The 23,363-nt window shown below is 70.6% G+C and carries 24 protein-coding genes and 3 tRNA genes; 12 read left to right on the forward strand and 15 right to left on the reverse strand.

All coding sequences use genetic code 11. The features are described 5' to 3' along the window. Positions 1 to 49: 49 nt before the first annotated feature. Positions 50 to 571 carry a 50S ribosomal protein L10 gene (rplJ, locus tag H9I38_RS05915; RefSeq protein WP_226337836.1) on the reverse strand — a complete coding sequence of 174 codons (522 nt, stop codon included), beginning with the start codon at positions 569 to 571 and terminating at the stop codon, positions 50 to 52. A gap of 336 nt (positions 572 to 907) precedes the next feature. Between rplJ and H9I38_RS05920 the strand changes: the two genes are divergently transcribed. Beyond that, positions 908 to 3,298 (forward strand): hypothetical protein, encoded by a 2,391-nt coding sequence (locus tag H9I38_RS05920; protein ID WP_226337837.1) that lies wholly within the window; start codon positions 908 to 910, stop codon positions 3,296 to 3,298. A gap of 200 nt (positions 3,299 to 3,498) precedes the next feature. Here the strand turns inward: H9I38_RS05920 and rplA are convergent, their stop codons facing one another. The 5 genes from rplA to H9I38_RS05945 form a co-directional block, all read right to left on the reverse strand. Further along, positions 3,499 to 4,206 carry a 50S ribosomal protein L1 gene (gene rplA / locus H9I38_RS05925; RefSeq protein ID WP_226337838.1) on the reverse strand — a complete coding sequence of 236 codons (708 nt, stop codon included), beginning with the start codon at positions 4,204 to 4,206 and terminating at the stop codon, positions 3,499 to 3,501. A 121-nt stretch (positions 4,207 to 4,327) separates the two neighbouring features. Next, positions 4,328 to 4,759 carry a 50S ribosomal protein L11 gene (gene rplK, locus H9I38_RS05930; RefSeq protein WP_226337839.1) on the reverse strand — a complete coding sequence of 144 codons (432 nt, stop codon included), beginning with the start codon at positions 4,757 to 4,759 and terminating at the stop codon, positions 4,328 to 4,330. A gap of 130 nt (positions 4,760 to 4,889) precedes the next feature. Then, positions 4,890 to 5,675 (reverse strand): transcription termination/antitermination protein NusG, encoded by a 786-nt coding sequence (nusG, locus tag H9I38_RS05935; protein WP_226337840.1) that lies wholly within the window; start codon positions 5,673 to 5,675, stop codon positions 4,890 to 4,892. A gap of 128 nt (positions 5,676 to 5,803) precedes the next feature. Continuing rightward, a complete protein-coding gene (gene secE, locus H9I38_RS05940) occupies positions 5,804 to 6,061 on the reverse strand; it encodes a preprotein translocase subunit SecE (protein WP_226337841.1) in 258 nt (85 codons plus the stop codon). A gap of 138 nt (positions 6,062 to 6,199) precedes the next feature. Continuing rightward, positions 6,200 to 6,272 (reverse strand) — tRNA-Trp (locus H9I38_RS05945). 139 nt (positions 6,273 to 6,411) lie between these two features. Here H9I38_RS05945 and H9I38_RS05950 point away from each other — a divergent pair. The 3 genes from H9I38_RS05950 to H9I38_RS05960 all read left to right on the forward strand — a co-directional run bounded on the left by H9I38_RS05950 (position 6,412) and on the right by H9I38_RS05960 (position 9,111). Then, positions 6,412 to 7,644: a pyridoxal phosphate-dependent aminotransferase gene (locus tag H9I38_RS05950; RefSeq protein WP_226337842.1), complete on the forward strand. Its 1,233-nt coding sequence runs from the start codon at positions 6,412 to 6,414 to the stop codon at positions 7,642 to 7,644. A 2-nt stretch (positions 7,645 to 7,646) separates the two neighbouring features. After that, positions 7,647 to 7,928 carry a PspC domain-containing protein gene (locus tag H9I38_RS05955; RefSeq protein ID WP_226337843.1) on the forward strand — a complete coding sequence of 94 codons (282 nt, stop codon included), beginning with the start codon at positions 7,647 to 7,649 and terminating at the stop codon, positions 7,926 to 7,928. 154 nt (positions 7,929 to 8,082) lie between these two features. Next, positions 8,083 to 9,111, forward strand: a complete 1,029-nt coding sequence (locus H9I38_RS05960) for a 6-phosphofructokinase (RefSeq protein WP_226337844.1) — start codon at positions 8,083 to 8,085, stop codon at positions 9,109 to 9,111. Between the two features lie 53 nt (positions 9,112 to 9,164). Here the strand turns inward: H9I38_RS05960 and H9I38_RS05965 are convergent, their stop codons facing one another. The 4 genes from H9I38_RS05965 to H9I38_RS05980 form a co-directional block, all read right to left on the reverse strand. Next, the gene (locus tag H9I38_RS05965; RefSeq protein ID WP_226337845.1) at positions 9,165 to 9,683 is read right to left on the reverse strand and encodes an ankyrin repeat domain-containing protein; all 519 of its coding nucleotides are present in this window, start codon (positions 9,681 to 9,683) and stop codon (positions 9,165 to 9,167) included. Then, positions 9,680 to 10,828, reverse strand: a complete 1,149-nt coding sequence (locus H9I38_RS05970; RefSeq protein WP_226337846.1) for a YgfZ/GcvT domain-containing protein — start codon at positions 10,826 to 10,828, stop codon at positions 9,680 to 9,682. The genes H9I38_RS05965 and H9I38_RS05970 overlap by 4 nt, the downstream gene beginning before the upstream one ends. Then, positions 10,825 to 11,505, reverse strand: coding sequence for an FABP family protein (locus tag H9I38_RS05975; RefSeq protein WP_226337847.1), 681 nt, complete (start codon positions 11,503 to 11,505; stop codon positions 10,825 to 10,827). Before H9I38_RS05975 ends, H9I38_RS05970 begins: the two co-directional genes overlap by 4 nt. Positions 11,506 to 11,696: 191 nt before the next feature. Beyond that, entirely contained in the window at positions 11,697 to 12,464 is a 768-nt protein-coding gene (locus tag H9I38_RS05980; RefSeq protein ID WP_226337848.1) for a hypothetical protein, read from the reverse strand. Positions 12,465 to 12,546: 82 nt separating this feature from the next. Between H9I38_RS05980 and H9I38_RS05985 the strand changes: the two genes are divergently transcribed. From H9I38_RS05985 to asd, 8 genes are all read left to right on the forward strand, one after another. Next, positions 12,547 to 13,248, forward strand: a complete 702-nt coding sequence (locus tag H9I38_RS05985; RefSeq protein WP_226337849.1) for a winged helix-turn-helix domain-containing protein — start codon at positions 12,547 to 12,549, stop codon at positions 13,246 to 13,248. A 327-nt stretch (positions 13,249 to 13,575) separates the two neighbouring features. Next, positions 13,576 to 14,637: a mycothiol synthase gene (gene mshD / locus H9I38_RS05990; RefSeq protein ID WP_226337850.1), complete on the forward strand. Its 1,062-nt coding sequence runs from the start codon at positions 13,576 to 13,578 to the stop codon at positions 14,635 to 14,637. 63 nt (positions 14,638 to 14,700) lie between these two features. Further along, on the forward strand, positions 14,701 to 16,923 hold the full coding sequence (locus tag H9I38_RS05995; RefSeq protein WP_226337851.1) for an RNA degradosome polyphosphate kinase: 2,223 nt from the start codon (positions 14,701 to 14,703) through the stop codon (positions 16,921 to 16,923). A gap of 37 nt (positions 16,924 to 16,960) precedes the next feature. Then, positions 16,961 to 17,920, forward strand: a complete 960-nt coding sequence (locus tag H9I38_RS06000) for an NUDIX hydrolase (protein ID WP_226337852.1) — start codon at positions 16,961 to 16,963, stop codon at positions 17,918 to 17,920. A 17-nt stretch (positions 17,921 to 17,937) separates the two neighbouring features. Beyond that, entirely contained in the window at positions 17,938 to 18,462 is a 525-nt protein-coding gene (locus H9I38_RS06005; RefSeq protein WP_226337853.1) for a hypothetical protein, read from the forward strand. Next, positions 18,459 to 19,274, forward strand: a complete 816-nt coding sequence (locus H9I38_RS06010) for a thymidylate synthase (protein WP_226337854.1) — start codon at positions 18,459 to 18,461, stop codon at positions 19,272 to 19,274. The genes H9I38_RS06005 and H9I38_RS06010 overlap by 4 nt, the downstream gene beginning before the upstream one ends. Continuing rightward, positions 19,274 to 19,777 (forward strand): dihydrofolate reductase, encoded by a 504-nt coding sequence (locus H9I38_RS06015; protein ID WP_226337855.1) that lies wholly within the window; start codon positions 19,274 to 19,276, stop codon positions 19,775 to 19,777. Before H9I38_RS06010 ends, H9I38_RS06015 begins: the two co-directional genes overlap by 1 nt. Before the next feature lie 10 nt (positions 19,778 to 19,787). Next, complete coding sequence (asd, locus tag H9I38_RS06020) at positions 19,788 to 20,906, forward strand: aspartate-semialdehyde dehydrogenase (RefSeq protein ID WP_226337856.1); 1,119 nt, start codon at positions 19,788 to 19,790, stop codon at positions 20,904 to 20,906. 102 nt (positions 20,907 to 21,008) lie between these two features. Here the strand turns inward: asd and H9I38_RS06025 are convergent, their stop codons facing one another. The 5 genes from H9I38_RS06025 to H9I38_RS06045 all read right to left on the reverse strand — a co-directional run bounded on the left by H9I38_RS06025 (position 21,009) and on the right by H9I38_RS06045 (position 23,300). Then, a complete protein-coding gene (locus H9I38_RS06025) occupies positions 21,009 to 22,103 on the reverse strand; it encodes a UDP-N-acetylmuramate dehydrogenase (protein ID WP_226337857.1) in 1,095 nt (364 codons plus the stop codon). Continuing rightward, entirely contained in the window at positions 22,100 to 22,543 is a 444-nt protein-coding gene (locus H9I38_RS06030) for a MaoC/PaaZ C-terminal domain-containing protein (RefSeq protein WP_226337858.1), read from the reverse strand. Before H9I38_RS06030 ends, H9I38_RS06025 begins: the two co-directional genes overlap by 4 nt. Next, positions 22,540 to 22,995 carry a MaoC family dehydratase N-terminal domain-containing protein gene (locus H9I38_RS06035; RefSeq protein ID WP_226337859.1) on the reverse strand — a complete coding sequence of 152 codons (456 nt, stop codon included), beginning with the start codon at positions 22,993 to 22,995 and terminating at the stop codon, positions 22,540 to 22,542. The genes H9I38_RS06030 and H9I38_RS06035 overlap by 4 nt, the downstream gene beginning before the upstream one ends. 103 nt (positions 22,996 to 23,098) lie before the next feature. Next, a tRNA-Met gene (locus H9I38_RS06040) sits at positions 23,099 to 23,172 on the reverse strand. Between the two features lie 56 nt (positions 23,173 to 23,228). Further along, positions 23,229 to 23,300: transfer RNA gene (locus H9I38_RS06045), tRNA-Thr, on the reverse strand. Positions 23,301 to 23,363: the final 63 nt, after the last annotated feature.

Consider the following 23,363-nt stretch of genomic DNA (forward strand, 5'->3'; position numbering starts at 1 on the left):
TGTGTTCTCAGGGAGAGCGTGAGCTCTCGGTGCCGGAGTCCTGGGCGGACTACTCGGCCGGGGCTTCCTCGGCCGCCGGTGCGGCGCCGCCCTCTTCGCGCTTGGCGCGGAGAGCGTCCACCGTGCGGGCCAGCTGGGACATCGGGGCCTTGAGGACCGCTGCGACGCGGGCCAGCTGCTTCTCGCGGGACTCGAGCGCCGCGAGGGCCTCGACCTCAGACGGGCTGAGAGCGCTGCCCTCGAAGAGGCCCGTCTTGATGATGAGCTTCGGGTTCGCCTTGGCGAAATCCGTGAGGGACTTAGCGGCTGCAACAGCGTCACCCTTGACGAAGGCGATCGCGGTCGGTCCGACAAGCTGGCCGTCGAACGCGTCGACGCCGGCCTCCTTCGCGGCGATGCCCGTCAGCGTGTTCTTGACGACCGAGAACTTGGTGTCCTGGCCGAGGGAACGACGCAGCTCCTTGAGCTGTGCAACAGAAAGCCCGCGGTATTCGGTCAGGACAGCGGCGGTGGACTCCTTGAAGTCCGCGGCGATCTCCTGGATCGCAGCATTCTTGCTCGGCGTTGCCATAACCCTCCTTCCGGGGTGGTGTTCGTGCCCGGCGGACGGCTGGCGCATGGCTTCCGCAACAGAAAAGCCCCGTGCAGGCGCACAGGGCTCAAGGCTCCCCAGGGGAGCTTCAGTCTCATGTCACCTGCGTGGGCCATCCGAGTTCACGGAGTCTTCGCGGGCTGAGCGTGCGGATCACCGCGCACAGCCACCGACCGACGGTCATTGGTACTCAGACAGTCTACCAGAGGTTTGAGGTTTCCCCTTCGGGAAGACGTGGAAGAATCCCTCTGGGCGGATTCCCAGATCCGCTGAGCGGCTCGCTCGTCTCGACCCCGACAGGAAGCCACGTTCTCCATGACCACTCCCCTTGCTGAGCGCGCCTCGCGCGGATCGTCCCGCGTCAGGCGCCCCGTCCCCCGGCGTGCCGGAGCCGCCGCCTGCCTGCTCGGACTCGCGGCGCTGCTCGTCTGGGCTTTCGGCAGCACGGCCGCGCAAGGGCATGTGCCGCTCGCCGAGTCGCTCCTCTACGCGGCCGCCTTCACCGCCCTGGTGCTCGTCCCCGGACTCGCCTCCGCCCGGGCGCTCCTGCCCTCGCCCCGCACGTGGGCGGGCCTCGCGGGCCAGGCGTTCGGCCTCGGGCTCGTGGCAGGCGTTCTCGAGTGGGTCGCCGCCGTCGGCACCGGGCAGGTCTGGGCGGCGTGGGCCGCCGCCGCTCTCGTCACGGCCGCGGGCGCGTTCTCCGCCGTCCGGGGCGGACGGCTCCTGTTCAGGCCGCAGGCCCGGGTGAGCGCTTTCGCCTTCTGGGCCATGCTCGCTCTCCTCGCGGTGCAGGCGCAGCGCTTCGCGAACTCCTTCGACGGCGTCCCCCTCCTGCCCGAGCCCGGCTCCTGGTACCAGGACAACGTCTGGCACCTCGCGATCAACGCCGAGCTCTCCCACCGGCTCGTTCCCGACCTCCCCCAGGTCATGGGCGAGCAGCTGAACTACCACTGGCTCGCGAATGCGCACATGGCCCTGATGCACCTCGTCACGGGCCTTCCCCACGACGTGGTGCTCACCCGCCTGTGGTACTGGCCCATGCTCTTCGCCGGAGCCTTCATCGCCTGCGCCTTCGCGGAGCACTTCTCCCGGCGCGCGTGGCTCGGGCCCCTGGCCGGCGCCGCCGTCCTCTCCGCGCCGAGCCTGCACCTCAGCAGCTGGCTCGACGTCGCCGGCGCGGACATCTGGGTGCCGTACTCCCCCTCCCAGACCTTCGCCGTCCCCGTCCTGCTCTTCGCGGCCTTCCTCGCCTCCCTGCTCATCGCGGGTCCCCAGCCGCTGTCCCCGAGCGCGCGGGAGACCCGCGAGCCGGGGGTCCCGGCACGCACCGCTCCCGTCCTCTGGGCGACGGCAGGGCTCGTCTTCCTCATCGCCCCCGGCGCCAAGTCCTCGAACCTGCCCATGATCGGAGCCGCCGCCGCGCTCGTCCTGCTCGTGGCCCTCGTGGGGCGCTGGCCGCGCCGGCGCGTCCTCTCCGCCCTCGGGGTCGGGGCTCTCGCTGTGGGGGCCACGCTCCTCACCGCGCCGCTCTTCGCGGGCGCAGGCGAGGGCACGGGCATCCAGTTCGGCGCGACGATTCGCCGCATGCCGCTCTGGTTCGACGAGACGCATGCCAGCCCCTACTTCCGACACGGGCCGATCCTCCCGGGCCTCTCCTCCCAGCACGGGCCGCTGCTCCTCGCCGTGGTGCTCTGCGCCTTCGTGTTCGCCTTCGGCTGGGCCTTCGCCGCGATCGGAGCGCTCTCCCGCCGGTCCGCCGAGCCGAGGCAGTCCCGCAGTCTCGTGGTCTGGTTCTCCGTGGGCGTGGCCGTCGCCGGATTCTGCGCCATGCTGCTCATCGACCACGACGGGCTCTCCCAGGTCTACTTCCTCAAGGGGGCCACGGCGGTGCTCGTCTGCGGCGTCGTCATCGGGCTGGACATGCTGCTCGACACCGCGGCGGAGCACGCCTCCTCTCCCGCTGTCCGACGGCGCGGCGCCCTCGCCGTCGTGCTCGCCGGCCTCGCGATCGCCGTCGTGATCGCCCTGGTCCGCGCGCAGAACCCTGCGTTCCTGCCCTCGGGACAGTACCTCGCCCGCGGCCCGGTCCAGGCTCTGACGGCTCTGGGGGTCCTGGCGCTGCTTGCTGCCCTCGCCGTCGCCGCCCGCCGGCGGAGAGGCCTCTTCACGCGCCTGGCGGCCGGCGTGGCCGCATCCCTGCTCATGGCCGCTGCGCTCGCCCCGGTCCCGGTGCTCCTGGACAAGAGGGCCACTCTCCACGACGGGCATGTCCGCTTGTCGCAGGACGCCGTCGACGCGGGCCGGTGGGTCTCCTCCAACACCCCCGCGGACGCAGTGGTCGCCACGAACGCCCACTGCATGGGCATCGTGTCCGAGCCGCACTGCGACTCCCGGGGGTTCTGGGTCAGCGCGCTCACGGAGCGGCAGGCGTACATCGAGGGCTGGGGATACTCGTCTGAAGCCCACAAGGCCCACGGCGTCGGCGGGCGCATCTACTCGCAGCAGCCCTTCCACGACCCGGCCCGCTTCCAGGAGAACGAGCGGGCGTTCAGCGAGGCAGACCCCGCAGCCCTCCAGGCCCTCAAGAGCAGAGGGGTCTCCTACCTGCTTGCGACGACGGAGGCCTCCCCCGTGAGCCCGAAGCTCAAGGAGCGTGCTGACGAGGTGTTCCGGGAGGGCCGCGTCAGCGTGTACCGGCTGCGCTGAGGGACTGCTGCCCGGACAGCACGCCGTCGGCTCTGCTGTGGGCGCCTTCGACGGAAGGCGCCGGGCAACGGGGCCTGGACAGCAGAAAGGGGGCCGGACGCGTACGCGTCCGGCCCCCTTCTCCGTTCCCCGGGGTGCGCCCCGGGGAACGTCAGGCGGTAGGCTCCCGGACCGCTGCCGCCGTCCGGGAGCGGGCTCGACTAGGAGCCCATGACCACCTTGGTGACGTTCGGGTCGACGGAGATGCCCGGACCGAAGGTCGTGGCCACCGTCGACTTCTGGATGTAGCGGCCCTTCGAGGAGGCCGGCTTGAGGCGGAGGACCTCCTCGAGGGCAGCGGCGAAGTTCTCCGCGAGCTGCTCCACCGAGAAGGAGGACTTGCCGATGATGAAGTGGAGGTTCGAGTGCTTGTCCACGCGGAAGTCGATCTTGCCGCCCTTGATGTCGTTGACGGCCTTGGCCACGTCCATCGTCACCGTGCCGGTCTTCGGGTTCGGCATGAGGTTGCGCGGGCCGAGGACCTTGCCGAGACGGCCGACCTTGCCCATGAGGTCCGGCGTCGCCACCGCGGCGTCGAAGTCGGTCCAGCCGTCGGCGACCTTCGCGATGAGGTCGTCCGAGCCGACGTAGTCGGCGCCGGCGGCGACAGCGGCCTCGGCCTTGTCGCCGTTGGCGAAGACGACGACGCGAGCGGTCTTGCCCGTGCCGTGGGGGAGGTTGACCGTGCCGCGGACCATCTGGTCCGCCTTGCGCGGGTCGACGCCCAGGCGGAAGGCGACCTCGACCGTGGCGTCCGACTTGGACGGGTTGGTCTCCTTCGCGAGCTTCACAGCCTCGAACGGAGAGTACTGCTTCTCAGCCTCGATCTTGGCTGCAGCCGCCTCGTATGCTTTGCTGCGCTTTGCCATCTGCTTTTCTCCTTGTGCAGTTGTGGTCGTTGGACCGCGCTCGGCCCTGCCACTGGCCCGTGCTCTCGGCACGAGCCCCTTGATGATGGTGTGCGGCGGATGCCGCGAGGGTGTCGGAGGATCAGGCCTCGACGTTGATGCCCATGGAGCGGGCGGTGCCGGCGATGATCTTGGACGCGGCCTCGACATCGTTGGCGTTGAGGTCGACCATCTTCTGGTTGGCGATCTCCTCGACCTGGGCCTTGGTCAGCTTGCCGACCTTGGCCGTGTGCGGCGTGGCGGAGCCCTTCTGGACGCCCGCGGCCTTCTTGATGAGCTCGGCGGCCGGCGGGGTCTTGGTGATGAACGTGAACGAGCGGTCCTCGTACACCGTGATCTCCACCGGGATGACGTTGCCGCGCTGGGATTCCGTGGCGGCGTTGTACGCCTTGCAGAACTCCATGATGTTGACACCGTGCTGACCAAGCGCCGGACCGATCGGCGGCGCCGGGTTCGCGGCGCCAGCCTGGATCTGGAGCTTGATGAGGCCAGTGACCTTCTTCTTGGGAGCCATGTTCTGGTCCTTCTCTCTTTCTGTGACCTGCGGGGCAGGAGCGCCAAGCGCAGGTGGTGACCGCCCTGGCGAGGCGGTCGCCGTCTCCCCCTCCCCCAAAGCACGGGAGCGGGAGACGAAAACTGTGGGGCTACTGGATCTTCGTGACCTGGTTGAACGAGAGCGTGACCGGGGTCTCGCGCTCGAAGATCGTCACGAGGACGACGAGCTGCTGGGTGTCCAGCTTGATCTCGGAGATCGTGGCCGGCATGGTCGCGAACGGGCCGTCGTTGACCGTGACGGACTCGCCGACCTCGAAGTTGACCTTGACCTCCTGGACGTTCGGCTCGACCGGCTTCTTCGGGTCGGTGACCGGCTCCGCGATCTCGTGCTCGAGCATGGAGAAGACCTCCTGGAGCGAGAGCGGGACCGGGTCGTGCGCGTTGCCCACGAAGCCCGTGACGCCGGGCGTGTGGCGGACAACGCCCCAGGAGGCGTCCGTCAGGTCCATGCGGACGAGCACGTAGCCGGGGATGCGAACCCGGCGCACGAGCTTGCGCGTGGTGTTCTTGACCTCGACGACCTCTTCCATCGGCACGCGGGCCTCGAAGATGTAGTCCTCCATGTCCAGCGTCTGCGCGCGGGTCTCGAGGTTCTGCTTCACGCGGTTCTCATAGCCGGCATAGGAGTGGATGACGTACCAGTCGCCCGGCTGGCGGCGCAGCTTGGCGCGGAACTCCTCGAGGAGCTGCTCGCGGGACGGGCCCTCCTCCTCGGACTCTCCTGCGCCCTCGGCCGCGGGCTCGGCGCCCTCTCCGGCCTGATCCTGCACGCCTTCAGTGCTCTCGGACGCGACGGCGGAGTCCTCCGCGGCAGCGGACGACTCGACGGCGTCAGTCTGCTCGAGCTCCTGCTCGGACACTTCGTTCTCGGACACTGAATTCCTGCTTTCCTGTTGCGCCGGCGCGCTGGCCCTTCACAGGCGCGGCGAGCCGGACTCAAACACGCGGACAGCCCAGCCAGTTCACACTGCTGGGCTGCGCATTCCTCTCACGGAATTTTACGTCACTTTCCTGGGGATCCCCCGAAGAGCCACATCGCTCCCTTGCCGAACACGAAGTCCAGCCCGGTCACGAGAAGCATCATGAACGCCACGAACACCATGACGACGATGGTGAAGCGGAGGAGCTCCGGCCCTGTGGGGTACGTGACCTTCTTCAGCTCCAGCAGGACCTCGCGGAGGAACTGGACGATCCTCCCGAAGAACCCCTTGGACTCCCGTGCCTCGCTTGCCGAGGACGGCCTCGCTACGCTGTCAGACACTCAAACTTCCTCACCATGCAACGAAAGGCTCTCAGCCTGGCGGCGAGAACCTCGGTGCCGGGCGACGAGGGATCCGCCGCTCAGCTTGACTCAGCATGCCCGCCGGCCTTCCGGGGAAGACCGGAGCCGGCATGCTCGCAGGGCAGACAGGACTCGAACCTGCAACCTGCGGTTTTGGAGACCGCTGCGCTACCAATTGCGCCACTACCCTTCATTCTCGCGAGGAGAACGGCGCCGCGACGCCGGGCCTGAGCCCGACAGGGACGCGAGAATTCATTATACCGGAGAACCCGCGGAAGGTCGAACCGAACGCCTGGTGCCGCCCGGTTTCACACGCCTATGCTGGGGGCATGTCGAACTCCCGCCCTGCCCAGCACCGGCGCGTCAGCGAGCGCGTCTCCGCCATCGCCGAGTCCGCCACCCTCGCCGTCGACTCCAAGGCCAAGGCGCTCAAGGCCGCCGGCCGCCCGGTGATCGGATTCGGCGCCGGGGAGCCGGACTTCCCCACCCCCGACTACATCGTGGAGGCCGCCGTCGAGGCGGCGCGCGACCCGCGCAACCACCGCTACTCCCCCACCCCGGGCCTTCCCGAGCTGCGCAAGGCCATCGCGGAGAAGACCGTCCGGGACTCCGGGTACCCGGCTGAGCCGGAGAACGTGCTCGTCACGAACGGCGGCAAGCAGGCCGTCTACGAGGCCTTCGCCACGCTCGTCGACCCGGGCGACGAGGTCATCATCCCCGCCCCCTACTGGACCACGTACCCCGAGGCCGTGAAGCTCGCGGGCGGCGTGCCGGTCGAGGTCTTCGCGGGCCCGGAGCAGGACTACCTCGTCACGGTGCAGCAGCTCGAGGACGCGCTGACCGAGAACACCAAGGTCCTCCTCTTCGTCTCCCCCTCCAACCCCACCGGCTCCGTCTACCCGCCGGAGCAGATCCGGGCCATCGGCGAGTGGGCCGCGGAGAAGGGCATCTGGGTCATCACGGACGAGATCTACGAGCACCTCACGTACGACGACGCCGAGTTCGCCTCGATCGCCTCGGTCCCCGAGCTGAAGGACCGCGTGGTCATCCTCAACGGGGTGGCCAAGACCTACGCCATGACGGGGTGGCGCGTGGGCTGGATGGTCGCGCCCGCGGACATCGTCAAGGCGGCCGCGAACCTGCAGTCCCACGCCACGAGCAACGTGAACAACGTCGCCCAGCGGGCCGCCCTCGCCGCGGTGACCGGCGACCTGTCCGCGGTCGACGAGATGAAGAAGGCCTTCGACCGCCGCCGCCGGACCATCGTCTCGATGCTCAACGAGATCGACGGCGTCGAGTGCCCCACCCCCAAGGGAGCCTTCTACGTGTACGCCGACGTCCGCCCGCTGCTCGGCCGCACCCTGAAGACCGAAAGCGGCGAGGTCACGCCGACGACGAGCGCCGAGCTCGCCGAGGCGATCCTCGAGGCCGTCGACGTCGCCGTGGTCCCCGGAGAGGCTTTCGGCCCCAGCGGGTTCATCCGCATGTCCTATGCTCTCGGGGACGACGACCTCGTTGAGGGCGTCACCCGACTCCAGACCTTCCTCGGAAAGGAATCCTGACCATGAACTGGTTCTCCTTCGTGGCTCCCGTCTTCGGCGCCCTGCGCTCCATCCCCTTCAAGCGCTCCTCCCATGGCCTGCTCGGCGGCATCTGCGCCTCCCTCGCGGAGGCCACCGGCGCCAACGTCTGGATCGTCCGGGCCGTCGTCGTCGCGCTCGGCTTCCTCCCGGTCTTCGGGGTCGGCCTCTACGCCGTCCTGTGGATCCTCCTGCCGGACGGCCTCGGCAAGATCCACCTCGAGAACTGGCTGAAGGAGCTGGACTCGAAGCAGCCGCGCGCCTGACGCGCCCCTGACCGGGCCCGCCCGGCCCCTGCCCCGAGCAGGGCTTCCGGAGTAGCCTGGAAGCACAGACCGATTCGGCAACGGCGCCGCTTTCCATCCCAGGAGACGGCGCCGTTGCGCTGTCTCCGCATCGACAGACGAGGAGACGCCGAGCATGAGAATTGGCATCCTGACCTCCGGCGGCGACTGCCCCGGCCTCAACGCCGTCATCCGCTCCATCGTGTTCCGGGGAACGCGGCTCTACGACCACGAGTTCGTGGGCTTCCGCAACGGCTGGCGGGGCGTGGTCGAGGGAGACTTCATCGAGCTGCCCCTCGTGCGCGTCCGCGGCATCGGCAAGCACGGCGGCACCATCCTCGGGACCTCCCGCACCAACCCCTTCGAGGGGCCCCAGGGCGGGCCTGAGAACATCCAGGCGATGATGGACGCCAACGGGATCGACGCCCTCATCGCGATCGGCGGCGAGGGAACGCTCGCGGCCGCGCAGCGCCTGCACCGCGCCGGCATCCGCATGGTGGGCGTGCCCAAGACCATCGACAACGACCTCGACTCGACCGACTACACCTTCGGGTTCGACACCGCCGTCCAGATCGCCACCGACGCGCTGGACCGCCTGCGCACCACGGGCGAGTCCCACGGCCGCTGCATGGTCGCCGAGGTCATGGGCCGCCACGTGGGGTGGATCGCGCTGCACTCCGGCATGGCGGCCGGTGCCCACGCCATCCTCATCCCGGAGAAGAGGGTCTCCTACGAGCAGGTGGCCACCTGGGTCCTGGACGCCCAGGGACGCGGCCGCGCGCCGCTCGTCGTCGTCGCCGAGGGCTTCGTCCCGGAGGGCGAGGAGTCCGCGCACTCGCACCGGGGCCTCGACGCCTTCGGCCGTCCTCGCCTCGGCGGAATCGGCGAGATCCTGGCGCACGAGCTCGAGGAGCGGACGGGCATCGAGACGCGCTCCACGGTGCTGGGGCACATTCAGCGCGGAGGGACGCCGACCGGCTATGACCGGGTGCTCGCCACGCGCTTCGGCATGGCCGCGGCGGACATGGTGACGCGGAAGCAGTGGGGCCAGATGGCCTCGCTGCGCGGAACCGACATCACGGCCGTGGACTTCGACAACGCGCTCGGCAGCCTCAAGACGGTGCCCGAGGACCGCTACCGCGAAGCGGAGATGCTCTTCGGCTAGGCCTCAGGCGGGCAGCCACGGTCAGGGCGACCGGACAGCAGCGCAGCGGGCGGTCAGGCTCCAGCCTGGCCGCCCTTCGCATGGGCCTCGAGCCGCGCGGCGAGCTCCGGCTTGCCGAAGAACTGCGCCGTCTCGACGGCCGAGGGAGACCCGGCGTGCGGGTCCGCCCGGAGCTCGAGCAGCGCCTCGAGGACCTCGTCCTCGCCCTTGAAGACGGCTCCTGCCACGGGCGCCTGGCCGCGAGAGTTCATCTGGTCCGGGTCCGCGCCGCGTTGGCCCAGCGCGCGAACCGTGTCCGCGTGTCCGTGGTAGGCCGCGAGCATGAGCAGAGAGTCGCCGGTGGCGTTCGCGAGGTTCACCGGAGCCCCCGCGTCCACGTACGCGCAGAGCGCCTCGGTCCGGCCCTCGCGAGCCGCGTCGAAGAGACGGTCGGCGAGATCCATGACAGCCTCGCGGTGATCCGCGCTCATCGCGTCCGGCTGCGTCGGCGCTGCCTCGGCGGCGGTGTCCCCCGCGCCCGCCTGGGCGCCAGGCCTCTGGTTCGGGTCCGCGTGCATGCTGTCTCCGCTCACGAGAGCCTCCTCACGCCCTGCGGGCGTCCGACGACAGACCCGGAGTCGGCGCTGACCACCGGAAGCTGCCTGGCGGCGACGCGGCCGTGCTCCCCGACCACGGTGAGCTCGGCCTCCGAGTCCGCCGTCCGCTTGAGCACGGCCAGGCCGATCGGCCCGGCTTCCGAGTGCAGGGCCACGGAGGTCAGACGGCCGGCGGGACGGCCCTCCTCCGCGCCGCGGACGAAGACCTCGTCCCCGGGCTCCGGGAGCGTGTGGCCGCTGCCGTCCAGGTAGAGGAAGGCGAGGCGCCGCGGCGGGTGCCCGAGATTGTGCACGCGCGCGATGGTCTCCTGCCCCTTGTAGCACCCCTTGGCGAGGTGCACCGAGGTGCGCAGAAGGTCCAGCTCGTGGGGAATGGCCTTGTCATCCGCCTCCGCGCCGTGAAGGGGCTTGAGGGCGAACACCCGCAGGGCCTCTACAGCCTGGGAGCCGGCCGGCGAGACGCGCTCCCCCTGGAGCACCTCGAGCAGCTCCCCGAGGCGCTCGTTCGGCACGAGCGCCTCCTTCCACGAGTAGTCTGCCTCGGCCAGATGCTCGGCCGCCTCCGGGGTGGTGTACGCGAATCCCCCGGCGGCGCTCGTGCGCCACGGATCCTTGAAGACGACGACGGCGTCGTGCCGCACCGCGTCGCGGGCCCGGTCCGACCACTGGGCCGCGGAGGCGAAGCCCACGAGCGTGTGGCTGCCGGAGAGGTCCTCCACGTCTACGCGGAGCATGAAGCGCATGCGGCAGAGGAACGCGGCGAGCTGCTCGGCGTCCTGGCGGCGCGTCAGAAGGTAGACGCTGTCGATGCTGGCGACCACGTCCACGTCGAACTCGATGCGGCCCTGCGCGGTGAGGAAGAGGCCTCGGCGGCTCGAGCCCGCCTCGAGGGACTGCATGTCCTGGCTCATGAGCGAGTGCAGCCAGGAGAGGCGGTCCTCGCCGGTCACCCGGACGGCCGCGCGATGGCCCAGCACGGCGAAGGCCCGCCCCGCGGCCAGGGCGCGGTGCTCCGCCACCGGCTGGCCGTAGTGGGCGTCCGAGCCCGCCATGAGGCCCTCAGCCGGGACGCCGCCCGGCAGGACGCCTGCCCGGAATCCGCACGCGAACGAGTCCGTCACGACGATGCGGCTCCGTCCGCGTCCGAGCCTCCCTCGCTCTTCGGCTCGTCCTCCGAGCCCTCCGGGTCCGCCGAAGCGGGCTCCTGCACCTTGGACATCGCCACCGAGGCATGGGCTGCGAGCTCCCCGTCCTGCTGGACGTCCCAGCGGAAGAAGAGGCTGCCGTTGACGAGGCCGTAGAGGCGGGTGGCGGCCGCGTACTCCTTGGAGTTCTGGCCGCGCATCACCATGTCCGTGGCGAGCTCGATGACGGCGCCCTTGACCGTGCCGTAGTACAGCTCGGCGATGCCGCCGGGGTGGACGATCGTGGCGGTGACGTCGAACCCGTCCGAGTCATTGCGCTGCTGCTCCACCTCGTCCGCGGACTTGAGCTCCGGAACGATCTCGGCGGGCCGCATGCCGGGCCCCACGTCCGCGTCCGTCTGCTTGCGGTCCAGCGCCCAGAAGCCGGCCTCGCTCGTGAGCGGGCGCAACTCGGCGCCGTCCTCGTCGAGAAGCCAGGAGCGGGCCTCGTACCGCAGGAACGGCAGCCCGTCCTGGGAGAACGTGACCTCCTGGCGGAAGCGCGCGTCCCCCTCGTGGCCTTCTCCGAGGCGCCCCTCGCCGCTCCAGGTGCCGAGCAGCCAGGAGAGCGGGACGAGCTCCGGGGTCAGGTGCGTGGGGATCTCAATGGGCATCGGGACTACTTCTGGCCCTTGAAGAGGTTCTTCAGGACAAGGCCGACGAAGCCGAGGATGCTGACAGTGGCGAGGCCGAGGAGGGCCGTGAAGAAGATTTCAAGATTCGCGTACATGCCTCCATCCTAAGTCGTCCCGCTCTCACCCGGGCAACTCCCCTCGCCGTCCCGACGGCGGCCGGGGAACCCTGCTCAGGCGAATGTGGCGCCGAAGTACGCCATGGCGCCCAGGATGCCGACGGCGCTCAGTCCGGACGCCGCCACGACGCGCTTCGCGGGGACGAGATCGTACTGGCGGCTCAACGCCACGAGAGACCCGACCAGCGCCCCCGTCACGCTGCCGAGGGCCAGCCCGGACGGCAGCGGAAGCTCCGTGGTGAGCCCCACGAGCGCACCGAAGAAGAGGCCGACGCAGACGATGACGATCGGCGTGCTGGAGAACATCCGCGGCTGGATGAGCGGGATGACGGCGCCCACCACGGCGCTCACGGCCACGCAGATGACCGCTCCCTGCCCTCGGCTCGCCTGCTGGATGATGTCCTGCGACGTGAAGTCCCGGGCGATCCGCGCGACAGCCACCCACCCTGCGCCGGAGCCGGCAAGCAGCAGCCCCGCGCTGAGGCCGATGAGCGACTCCATGCGCCGCACCTGGCCGGTGCCGCGCAGCAGCTGCACGACGAAGCTCGCGGCCACGCCGAACCCCACGTAGACGGGCACGTACCTCAGCATGACATCGGGCGGGGCGTAGAGCGGGGAGGTGACCGCAAGCACGGAGCTCAGCGCCCCCACCGTGGAGATGGTCCGCTTGGCGGGAACGCCGAGGAGATAGGGCCAGGCATAGCAAAACACCACGGCGGCCGCGGACATGACGGCGGCCGCAGCCCACGGTCCGGCCCACACGGACCCGACGAGGGCCGCGAGGCCGACCGCCAGCACGAGCACGGCTCCAGAAAGCTTCACGCCTTGTATCCTCCCATGTCCGGCGGCGCTCCGTCTGTGGGATCGCGCTGCGCACCGTCGGGCGCTCTCTATAATCGAGGTGGTGTCCGCCCCACTGGAGTTCACGGAAGGGGACTGCGTGCGCGTCATCGTCCTCTCCGACTCCCCCGCCGGGGACAACCCGCTCTGCGAGGCTCTGGAGATCCTCGGGCACAGCGCGCACCTCCTCCCCCTCGACGCGCCGGTCCCCTCCGGCGAGGACCCCGTCGTCGTCGACGCCCGCGCCCACGTCCTGCGCGCGAAGAACGCCCTCGCCCGGGCGGCCGCATCGCGGGACTCGGCACGGCTCGCCCAGCTCGGCCCGCTCGGGTTCACCGGGGTCAATGAAAGCTGGCTGGCCGACGACTTCCTGTCCGCGAGCGCAGACCCGGCGGAGATCGACGCGCGTCTGAGGATCGCGGCGGCCCGGGGCGCGGACCGGCGCGGGGCCGCCCGGGGGCCCTCCCGGCTGCGGGAGTCGGGCATCGAGATCGACGAGGGCGCCTACACTGCTCGCGTCCAGGGGCGGGCCCTCAACCTGACCTACAAGGAGTTCGAGCTCATCAAGTTCCTCGCCTCCTCACCGGACCGGGTCTTCTCCCGCGAGGAGCTGCTCTCCGAAGTGTGGGGCTACGACTACTTCGGCGGCACCCGCACGGTAGACGTCCACGTCCGGCGGCTGCGGGCCAAGCTCGGCCCCGACCACGAGGGGCGCATCCGCACGGTGCGGAACGTCGGCTACCAGTTCGCGCGCGGCGAGAGCTGAACGGGAGGCGGCCCCGCTCGAGGCGGGCCCTCGGCAGCGGGCCCTCGGCAGCGGACCCACGGCACGGAAGCCGGCACAGAAAAAGGCGCCCGCCGAAGCGAGCGCCTTTCCAGTCCCTGCGAGATCCGCAGCGGATTCCGTGGAGGACATACGAATCGAACGTATCAAGGGCGTCCCGACTGACGCATCCCCCTTGTCTGGGTGAACCCCGGAACTCGTTCCGGTGAACAGCCGATGTCCCCACTCTACAGACGACCTCCCCCATCTCCAAACCGGAAAGCGCCTGCCCCGCGGCACGGGCCGCGTCCCAGGCCATAGGCTGGGTGCATGAAGGAATCGCAGGAGCAGGAGCGGACCCGCGAGCAGCCTGAGGCCACGGTCTGGAGCATCATGCCGGTGCGGGGCGCGCTCGAGTCGAACGCGCTGGCCGACGTCCTCGAGGTCGTGGACGCCGCGCAGCAGGCCGACGGCGCCAGGGCGCTCTCCGACCAGTCGCTCGTCATGCTGCGCAGCGGAGAGGCCGAGAGCGTGGAGACCCTCCTGGCCTACGCCCATGCGCCCGGACGGATCTCGGCGCGCGAGCCCTCCGCAGAGGACGGGCCCCGCCCGGAGACGGTGATCGAGCACCTCGCCGGCGTCGCCGTCGTGACGAGCGACTCCGAGGCGACCCTCGAGCTCGCCGTCCACCCGCACTACCGCCAGCAGGGCCTGGGACGGGCGCTCGTGGAGGCGGCGCTCTCCACCGTGGCCCATGACGGACTGGCGGACGCAGGCTCACTGCACGCGTGGGCGCACGGAAGCCTTCCGGCCGCCCTCCACCTCGCCGAGACGAGCGGCTTCACGGCGGTCCGCAACCTGGTCAAGATGGAGCGCCCGGCGGACCTGCCCGTCCCGGCCGAGGAGGCGCTGCCGGTGGGAATGGCGATGCGGGCCTTCGACCCGAGGCGGGACCTCTCCGCCTGGGTGCGCCTCAACGCGGAGGTGTTCGCCGACCACCCCGAGCAGGGGGCCATCACCGAGGCGGACGTCCGCGAGCGCATGCGGGAGCCGTGGTTCGATGCGGAGGACTTCCTCCTCGTCGTGGACGACGCAGACGAGATCGTCGCCTTCAACTGGCTCAAGCGCACCGCGGACGAGGCCGAGATCTACGCGATCGGCGTGAGCCCCTCCGCTCAGGGCCTCGGCCTGGGCACGCGGCTGACGGCCGCGGGGATCAGGCGGCTGCAGTCTGAGGGCGCGCGCGCCGTCGCCCTCTACACCGAGGGGGAGAACACGCGGGCCATCCACGTGTACTCCGGGTTCGGGTTCGAGCAGACGGCCTCGGACGTGATGTTCGCGAGGGACGCCGCCGAGACGGACGCCGAGGGAGCTCCCGCAGAGCTCGCGTAGGCTGGAGTGGGCCGTGCTCTGCCGTCGGGCGGGCGGCCTCGCACGAAGGAGGGAGCGCACCGCATGACGCTGGGACTGCCGACACCGGGCTCCTCGCCCCTGTCTGAGACCGAGGCCGCGAGCGCGCGGGCCACGGAGGACCGGATCGAGCTCCTCGAGGAGCAGCCCATGCCGGAGCCGGACGGCGGCTTCGGCTCCGAGCGCTTCCTGGACCGGGAGATCTCCTGGCTGGACTTCAACGCACGCGTCCTCGAGCTGGCAGAGGACGAGACCGTCCCGCTCCTCGAGCGCGTCAACTTCCTCTCGATCTTCGCCTCGAACCTCGACGAGTTCTTCATGGTCCGCGTCGCCGGGCTCAAGCGCCGCATCGCCACGGGCATCGCCGTGCCCTCGGCGGCGGGCATCAGCCCCTCGGACCAGCTCGACGAGCTGGAGCGCACCGCGCTCGAGCTCCAGCTCCGCCACGCCCGCGCCTTCTCCGAGGGCGTCCGCCCCGCCCTCGCGGAGGAGAACATCTTCCTCACCCGCTGGGAGGAGCTGGACGAGGACGCGAGAGCGCGGCTGACCGAGTACTTCAACGAGCAGGTGTTCCCCATCCTCACGCCGCTCGCGGTGGACCCGGCGCACCCGTTCCCGTACATCTCGGGCCTCTCGCTCAACCTCGCCGTCGTGGTGCGGAACCCGGTGAGCGGCAAGGAGCTCTTCGCCCGCGTCAAGGTGCCGGACCAGCTGCCGCGCCTCATCGCCGTCGACGGCGCGCGGGCCGCCGCCCACGCCTCCCGCGTGGCGCGCTACCTGCCGCTCGAAGACCTCATCGCCGTCCATCTCGACCAGCTCTTCTCGGGGATGGAGGTCGTGGAGCACCACGTCTTCCGCGTGACCCGCAACGAGGACGTGGAGGTCGAGGAGGACGACGCGGAGAACCTCCTCCACGCGCTCGAGAAGGAGCTGCTGCGGCGGCGCTTCGGCCCGCCGGTCCGCCTCGAGCTGACCGAGGACATCAACCCGAACGTGCGCGCTCTCCTGCTGCGCGAGCTCGGCGTGGGCGAGGAGGAGGTCTACACGGTCCCGGCCCCGCTGGACCTGCGCGGGCTCTCCATCCTCGGCTCGATCGACCGGCCCGCGCTGCGCTTCAGCCCGCACGTGGCCCACACGAGCCGCTACCTCAACGAGTCGGAGACCGCGGACGCAGCGAACGTCTTCGCCGCGATGCGCCGGCGGGACATCCTTCTCCACCACCCGTACGACTCGTTCTCCACCTCGGTCCAGGCCTTCCTCGAGCAGGCGGCCGCGGACCCGCAGGTGCAGGCGATCAAGCAGACGCTCTACCGCACCTCGGGCGACTCCCCCATCGTGGACGCCCTCATCGACGCGGCGGAGGCGGGCAAGCAGGTGCTCGCGCTCGTGGAGATCAAGGCCCGGTTCGACGAGCAGGCCAACATCTCCTGGGCCCGCAAGCTGGAGAAGGCCGGCGTCCACGTGGTCTACGGGATCGTGGGGCTCAAGACCCACTCGAAGCTGAGCCTCGTGGTCCGGGCGGAGAAGGACGGGCTGCGCCGCTACTGCCACATCGGCACCGGCAACTACCACCCCCGCACGGCCCGCTTCTACGAGGACCTCGGCCTCCTCACCTCGGACCAGCAGGTGGGCGAGGACGTCTCGCGCCTGTTCAACCAGCTCTCCGGCTACGCGCCGAAGACGACGTTCAAGCGCCTCCTCGTGGCGCCGCGCTCCCTGCGGTCCGGCCTCATCGACCGGATCGAGCGGGAGATCCGCAACGCGAAGGCGGGACTCGCGGCCCGCGTCGTCGTCAAGGTCAACTCGATGGTGGACGAGACGGTCATCGACGCGCTCTACCGCGCCTCCCAGGCGGGCGTGCAGGTGGACGTGATCGTCCGGGGCATCTGCGCGCTGCGCCCCGGCGTCCCCGGCCTCAGCGAGAACATCCGCGTGCGGAGCGTCCTCGGGAGGTTCCTCGAGCACTCCCGCGTCTTCCTCTTCGCCAACGGCGGCAGCCCGACGGCGCACATCGGCTCCGCCGACATGATGCACCGCAACCTGGACCGCCGCGTCGAGGCGCTCGTGGAGCTCACGGACCCGGACCAGGTCCGCTGGCTCGGCACCCTCGCGGACCGGTACCTCTCCGACTCGACCTCGAGCTGGCACCTGACCGGCACGGGGGAATGGGTGCGGCACTCCCGGGACGCCGAGGGGCGCCCGCTCGAGGACGTGCAGGAATGGCTTCTGGCGCGCGCCAGGAGCGGAGCCAAGAACGGAAAGGGCTGAGCGGATGCCCCACAGGAAGGCGAGGAGCTCGGGCGCGGTGTTCCCCCAGACCGTCGGCGTCCACGTGCGCCGGGAGAGCGACGACGTCGTCGCCGCGGGCGGCATCGTGTGGCGGCGCTCGGCCCGCGGGCTCAGAGTGCTGCTCATCCACCGTCCGCGCTATGACGACTGGTCCTGGCCGAAGGGCAAGCTGGACCCGGGCGAGACCGTGCCGGAGTGCGCGGTCCGCGAGATCCGCGAGGAGATCGGGATCGAGGCCCGGCTCGGCATCCCGCTGCCGTCCATCCACTACCGCGTCTCCGCCGGCGAGAAGTCCGTCTTCTACTGGGCCGTGCAGGCGGGCGAGCAGGTCCCGGACCCGGACGGCTCCGAGGTGGACCGCGTGGAGTGGGTCTCCCCCGCCCGCGCCCGGGAGCTGCTGACCAATCGGTCCGACGTCGCTCCCCTCGACTACCTCGAGGCCGCCGAGGCCGCGGGCCGGCTCGAGACCGTCCCGCTCGTGGTGACCCGCCATGCCAAGGCGAAGCCGCGGTCCAAGTGGACGCGCCCCGAGGCCGAGCGTCCCTTGGCCCCGTCCGGATTCCGGCAGGCCGCGGAGCTCGCGGACCTCCTGCGCTGCTGGCGCCCCACCCGCGTGGCCACGAGCCCGTGGGCCCGCTGCGTCCAGACCGTTCAGCCGTTCGTCTCCGAGTCCAAGCCGCGCGTCAAGCACGTGGACGCGTTCACGGAGCGCTCCGCGAAGGAGAACCCGGGCAAGACACAGGCCAAGTTCGCCAAGCTGCTCAAGCCGAAGCACGTGACCGTGTACTGCGGCCACCGGCCCGTCATGCCGACCATCCTCCCGGTGCTCCGCGCGGCCGCGCTCGGCGACAGCGCCGAGTCCCTGCCGGACGCCGATCCCTACCTGCGTCCCGGCGCAGTGCTCGTGGCCCACATGCCGGTCTCCGACCCGGGCCGGATCACGGCGTTCGAGATCCACGAGCCCTTCGACGACTGACGGGAGGCTTCGACAGCATGCCGACGACGCCTCTCGAGAGGCTCCGCTCGACCCGCCGATGGCTGCGCGCCGCCGGCGTCCTCGCCGTGGCCGCGCTCGCCGCGGGCCTGGTTCTGAGGCCGTTCATCGCGGATCCGATGCCGGCCGCCTGGCTCAGCCCCGGCAGCACCGCGGAGGTCGTCCGGCGGGACTCCCTGGCGTTCTTCGCCTACCCCCTGCTGGGGCTCGGGTTCTGGGTCATCGGCGCGGTCCTGCCCCGCGCGCTCCCCTCCCTCAACCGCCGCCTCGCACCGCTGCCGGCCCGCGCGTCCTTCCTGCTCGTCATGATGTGCGCCAACATCGCCGTGCTCGGGTGGCTGCAGCCGCAGACCTTCAACGCGTGGCTGGGCATCGTCTACCTGGGCCTGCTCGTCGGGCTCGTGGCCAACCACATCCGCGCCGCCCGCGGCGCCTCCCGTTCGCCCCAGCGCGTCCCCGCCTCCCCGGCCCGGAACGGCCGTTCCCGGGCAGCCGACACCGCCGAAGAGGAGACCCCGAGATGAGCGACTTCGCTCCCGTGCCCACCCCGTACGAAGACCTGCTGAGGCGCGTCCTCGAGGAGGGAACACACAAGTCGGACCGCACCGGCACCGGCACCACGAGCCTGTTCGGGGCGCAGCTGCGCTTCCCGCTCGGGGAGGGCTTCCCGCTCATCACGACCAAGCGGGTCCACTTCAAGTCCGTGGCGATGGAGCTCCTCTGGTTCCTCCGCGGGGACTCCAACGTCCGCTGGCTCCAGGAGAACGGCGTGCGCATCTGGAACGAGTGGGCGGACGAGAACGGCGAGCTCGGCCCGGTCTACGGCGTGCAGTGGCGCTCGTGGCCCGCCGGGGACGGCGAGACGATCGACCAGATCGCCCGCGTCGTGGAGCAGATCCGCACGAACCCCGATTCCCGCCGGCACATCGTCTCCGCCTGGAACCCCGCCCAGATCGACGAGATGGCCCTGCCCCCCTGCCACGCGCTCTTCCAGTTCTACGTGGCAGACGGCCGCCTCTCCTGCCAGCTGTACCAGCGCTCGGCGGACATGTTCCTCGGCGTGCCGTTCAACATCGCGTCCTACGCGCTCCTGACGCACATGGTGGCCCAGCAGACCGGCCTCAGCGTGGGAGACTTCGTCTGGACCGGCGGAGACGTCCACGTCTACGACAACCACCGCGAGCAGGTGGAGCTCCAGCTGACCCGCGAGCCGTACCCGCTCCCCCAGCTGGAGATCCTGCGCAGGCCCGACTCCATCTTCGACTACCGCTTCGAGGACTTCGCCGTCCACGGCTACCAGCACCATCCGGCCATCTCGGGGACGGTGGCTGTCTGATGCGCCTCGGGATGATCTGGGCGCAGGCCCGCGACGGCGTCATCGGCGCCGAGGGCGGCATGCCCTGGCACGTCCCCGAGGACATGGCCCACTTCGTCCGCACCACGACGGGCCACCCGGTCATCATGGGCCGCCGCACGTGGGAGTCGATCCCGGCGGCGTACCGCCCGTTCTCCGGCCGGACGAACATCGTCCTCACCGCCCGCGAGGGCTTCGAGGCCGACGGCGCCCGCGTCGTCGCCTCCCTCGACGAGGCCCTCGCCGTCGCTGCGGATTCGCCCGGCGGGGAGGAGGCCTGGATCGTCGGCGGCGGAGCCGTCTACCGCCTGGCCATGCCGCGGGCCGATCGGCTCGTGGTCACCGAGCTGGACCTCGAGGCGGAGGGGGACACGACGGCGCCCGGCATCGGACCCGAGTGGACGCTCGTCTCCGAGGACCCGGCCGGGGGCTGGCACGAGTCCCGCGCCGGGGTCCGGTACCGGATCCGGGACTGGCGAAACTAGACTGGCTCTCATGACGACTTCCGTGGGATTCATCGGCTGGCGCGGCATGGTGGGCTCTGTGCTCATGGACCGCATGCGCAGCGAAGGGGACTTCGAGGGCATCGACCCGGTCTTCTTCTCCACCTCGAACGCAGGCGGCCCGGCGCCCTCCTTCGCCGCCGGCGCCTCAGCGCTCCAGGACGCCTATGACGTGGACGCGCTCGCGAAGCTGCCGATCCTCGTCACGGCCCAGGGCGGCGACTACACGAAGGCCGTCTACCCGAAGCTGCGTGCGGCCGGCTGGGACGGCCTCTGGATCGACGCGGCCTCGACCCTGCGCATGGAGAGCTCCTCCGTGATCGTCCTGGACCCCGTGAACCGTCCCGTCATCGACACGGCCCTGAAGAACGGGGTCAAGGAGTTCGTGGGCGGCAACTGCACGGTCTCCTGCATGCTCATGGGCCTCGGCGGCCTGTTCAAGCAGGGCCTCGTGGAGTGGGGCACGTCGATGACGTACCAGGCGGCCTCCGGCGGCGGCGCGCGCCACATGCGCGAGCTCCTGACCCAGTTCGGGGACCTCCACGGCGCTGTGGCGCAGGAGCTCGAGGACCCGGCCTCGGCGATCCTCGAGATCGACCGGAAGGTCCTCCAGACGCAGCGCGGCGGTCTCGACTCCGCTCAGTTCGGCGTGCCGCTCGCCGGCTCCGTCATCCCCTGGATCGACGCAGACCTCGGCGACGGCATGTCCAAGGAGGAGTGGAAGGGCGGCGTCGAGACAAACAAGATCCTCGGCCGCACGTCCGGGGCCGAGATCCCCTTCGACGGGCTCTGCGTGCGGATCGGCGCCATGCGCAGCCACTCCCAGGCCGTCACACTCAAGCTCACCCGGGACGTGCCGCTCGACGAGATCGCCCAGATCATCGACGAGGACAACGAGTGGGGCTTCTTCGTGCCGAACACGAAGGAGGAGACGATGGCGCGCCTCACGCCGGTGGCGGTCACCGGATCGCTGGACATCCCGGTGGGCCGCGTCCGGAAGCTCGCCATGGGACCCGAGTACATCTCGGCGTTCACGGTGGGCGACCAGCTCCTCTGGGGCGCCGCGGAGCCGCTGCGCCGCATGCTCAAGATCGCGCTCGGGACGCTCTAGAGCGCACAGGCGGACGAGCGCCTCAGCAGGCACAACCGCAAGACGGCCGCGGCGCCGGCCCCCTGAGGGGCCGGCGCCGCGGCCGTCTTCGTTCTGCGGTGTCTAGAGCTGCGTGTTGATGAAGACCGGCTCGTTGTGCAGGCGCACCCCGAAGCGCTCCTCGACGCCGTCCCGCACGGCCCGGGCGATGGCCAGGACGTCGTCGCTCGAGGCCTCGCCGCGGTTGGTGATGGCGAGGGTGTGCTTCGTGGACAGGGAGGCACGGCCGCCTGCCACGTCCCGGCCCTCCTGAAGGCCGTAGCCCTTGCCGAAGCCCGCGTGGTCGATGAGCCATGCCGCCGAGAGCTTGACCATGCCCTCCCCCGCGGGGAAGCGCGGGGCGTCCTCGGGCAGGAGCGCGGCCGTCGCCTCGGGCACGATCGGGTTCGTGAAGAACGATCCCGTGGAGAAGGTGTCCCGGTCCTGCGGGTTGAGGACCATGCCCTTGCCCGAGCGGAGCTCGAGCACGGCGGCGCGCACGTCCGCCGTCGTCGCATTCCCGCCGGCGATCTCCTCCATGCGCCGCGCCAGCTCCGCGTAGCGGAACTCGGAGGGGCGCGTGCCGTGCAGCAGCTGGAACGTCACGGAGAGGACCACGTAGCGGGGGCTGCCGTTGACGGTGGAGCGCTTGAGCAGCGAGTCCCGGTAGGAGAACTCGAGCTCCGAAGCCGTGAACGTCTTCACGGCACGCCGTTCGCGGTCCCACGTGCGGACGGAGTGGATGAGGGACGCCACCTCGGTGCCGTACGCCCCGACGTTCTGCACCGGCGTGGCGCCCGTGGAGCCGGGGATGCCGGAGAGCGTCTCCAGGCCGCGGAGGCCGGCCTCGAGGGTGGCGAGGACCACCTCGTCCCACGGGTGGCCCGCCTGGGCCGTGACGAGCACGCCTCCGCAGGTCTCGTCCCCCTCGGGGATCTCGAGGCCGCGGGAGGCGATGTGGACCACCGTTCCGTCGAAGCCGTCGTCCGAGACGACGACGTTCGAGCCGCCGCCGAGGACGAGGACGGGGTCTCCGGCGTCGTCGGCCAGGGTGAGCGCCTCGATGACCGCCTGCTCCGAGTCCGCGGTGATGAGGCGCTTCGCGGGACCGCCGATCCCGAGGGTCGTGAGGCCGGCCAGGGTCTGCTCGACCGGCTGGCCCTCCTTGGGAGGCATCATGCGTCCACCCGGACCACGGCCTGGGTCTTCATGAGCACCTTCTGCGAGCCGTTGGCGACGGTCAGGTCCACGCGGGCCGTCCGGGCGTCCTCGTCCAGGGCGCCGATCTTGCCCGTGACCGTGAGCACTGCGCCGGGCTCGTCCGTGCCGGTGGTGTCCTCGACCGGGACGGGCTTGGAGAAGCGGGTGGAGTACCGAAGGATCCGGCCCGGGTCCCCGGCCCACTCGCCCACGAGGGCGCTCGCCGCGCCGAACGTGAACATGCCGTGGGCGATGACGCCGGGCAGGTCCACGCTCACCGCGAAGTCGTTGTTCCAGTGGATCGGGTTGAAGTCCCCGGAGGCCCCCGCGTAGCGGACGAGCTCCGCCCGCGTCACCGTGACCTCCCGGCTTCCGATCTCCTGTCCGACCTCGAGGTCCTTCATCTGCGGGATGCTCATGCGCCTGCCTCCTCTGCGCGGACCAGGATGGAGGACGTGGTCACGCCGACCTTGGCGCCGCTCGCATCCGTCAGGTGGGCCTTCGTGGTGACCATGGCGCCCGCGCCCATGACGCGGACCGAGTCCACGACGAGCTCGGCGAAGAGCTCGTCCCCCGCGACGATGGGCCGCTCCAGCTCGAACGACTGCTCGGCGTGGACCACGCGGGAGTAGTCGATGCCCGAGTCCGGGTCCAGCACCATGCGGGCCTCCGCGCGCTGCGCCGGGATGATGGCGTAGGTGGGCGGGGCCACGAGATCGGCGTGGCCCAGCGCTCGCGCCGCCTCAAGGTCTGTGTGCGCGGGATGCGTCGCCTTGACGGCCCGTGCGAAGTCCCGGACGGACTCGCGGCCGACGACGAAGCTCTCCGCAGCCGGGTACGTCCGGCCGACGAGGGACTCGTTGATGCTCATGGACTCCACTGTATCGCCCGCCCTGGGGCCGCCCGGCGTCCGGATCGCAGCGGGCCGGACACGCGAAAGGCCCGGAATCCCACAGGACTCCGGGCCTTGTCTGTAGCGGTGGGGGGGCTCGATCCCCCGACCTCACGATTATGAGTCGTGCGCTCTAACCAGCTGAGCTACACCGCCACGAACAGCACGCTCACGGCGGGCGTGCAGGACGCCGACGACGATGCGCTGTTCAGAGCCCCCGACGGGAATCGATCCCGTGACCTCCATCTTACCAAGATGGCGCTCTACCACTGAGCTACGGGGGCAACGTCCACCAACTTTACCAGCGAAGCAGGTGGACACAAAATCGGGCGTTCCCTATGGTTCGG

Origin of the sequence: Arthrobacter sp. UM1 (assembly GCF_020483305.1) — a bacterium.
GTDB lineage: Bacteria > Actinomycetota > Actinomycetes > Actinomycetales > Micrococcaceae > Falsarthrobacter.

Bases quoted from the DNA above. Each gene is read 5' to 3' on its own strand.
- rplJ (WP_226337836.1), bottom strand. From the start codon at position 571: ATGGCAACGCCGAGCAAGAATGCTGCGATCCAGGAGATCGCCGCGGAC.
- H9I38_RS05920 (WP_226337837.1), top strand. From the start codon at position 908: ATGACCACTCCCCTTGCTGAGCGCGCCTCGCGCGGATCGTCCCGCGTC.
- rplA (WP_226337838.1), bottom strand. From the start codon at position 4,206: ATGGCAAAGCGCAGCAAAGCATACGAGGCGGCTGCAGCCAAGATCGAG.
- rplK (WP_226337839.1), bottom strand. From the start codon at position 4,759: ATGGCTCCCAAGAAGAAGGTCACTGGCCTCATCAAGCTCCAGATCCAG.
- H9I38_RS05950 (WP_226337842.1), top strand. From the start codon at position 6,412: ATGTCGAACTCCCGCCCTGCCCAGCACCGGCGCGTCAGCGAGCGCGTC.
- H9I38_RS05955 (WP_226337843.1), top strand. From the start codon at position 7,647: ATGAACTGGTTCTCCTTCGTGGCTCCCGTCTTCGGCGCCCTGCGCTCC.
- H9I38_RS05960 (WP_226337844.1), top strand. From the start codon at position 8,083: ATGAGAATTGGCATCCTGACCTCCGGCGGCGACTGCCCCGGCCTCAAC.
- H9I38_RS05975 (WP_226337847.1), bottom strand. From the start codon at position 11,505: ATGCCCATTGAGATCCCCACGCACCTGACCCCGGAGCTCGTCCCGCTC.
- mshD (WP_226337850.1), top strand. From the start codon at position 13,576: ATGAAGGAATCGCAGGAGCAGGAGCGGACCCGCGAGCAGCCTGAGGCC.
- H9I38_RS05995 (WP_226337851.1), top strand. From the start codon at position 14,701: ATGACGCTGGGACTGCCGACACCGGGCTCCTCGCCCCTGTCTGAGACC.
- H9I38_RS06005 (WP_226337853.1), top strand. From the start codon at position 17,938: ATGCCGACGACGCCTCTCGAGAGGCTCCGCTCGACCCGCCGATGGCTG.
- H9I38_RS06010 (WP_226337854.1), top strand. From the start codon at position 18,459: ATGAGCGACTTCGCTCCCGTGCCCACCCCGTACGAAGACCTGCTGAGG.
- H9I38_RS06015 (WP_226337855.1), top strand. From the start codon at position 19,274: ATGCGCCTCGGGATGATCTGGGCGCAGGCCCGCGACGGCGTCATCGGC.
- asd (WP_226337856.1), top strand. From the start codon at position 19,788: ATGACGACTTCCGTGGGATTCATCGGCTGGCGCGGCATGGTGGGCTCT.
- H9I38_RS06025 (WP_226337857.1), bottom strand. From the start codon at position 22,103: ATGATGCCTCCCAAGGAGGGCCAGCCGGTCGAGCAGACCCTGGCCGGC.
- H9I38_RS06030 (WP_226337858.1), bottom strand. From the start codon at position 22,543: ATGAGCATCCCGCAGATGAAGGACCTCGAGGTCGGACAGGAGATCGGA.
- H9I38_RS06035 (WP_226337859.1), bottom strand. From the start codon at position 22,995: ATGAGCATCAACGAGTCCCTCGTCGGCCGGACGTACCCGGCTGCGGAG.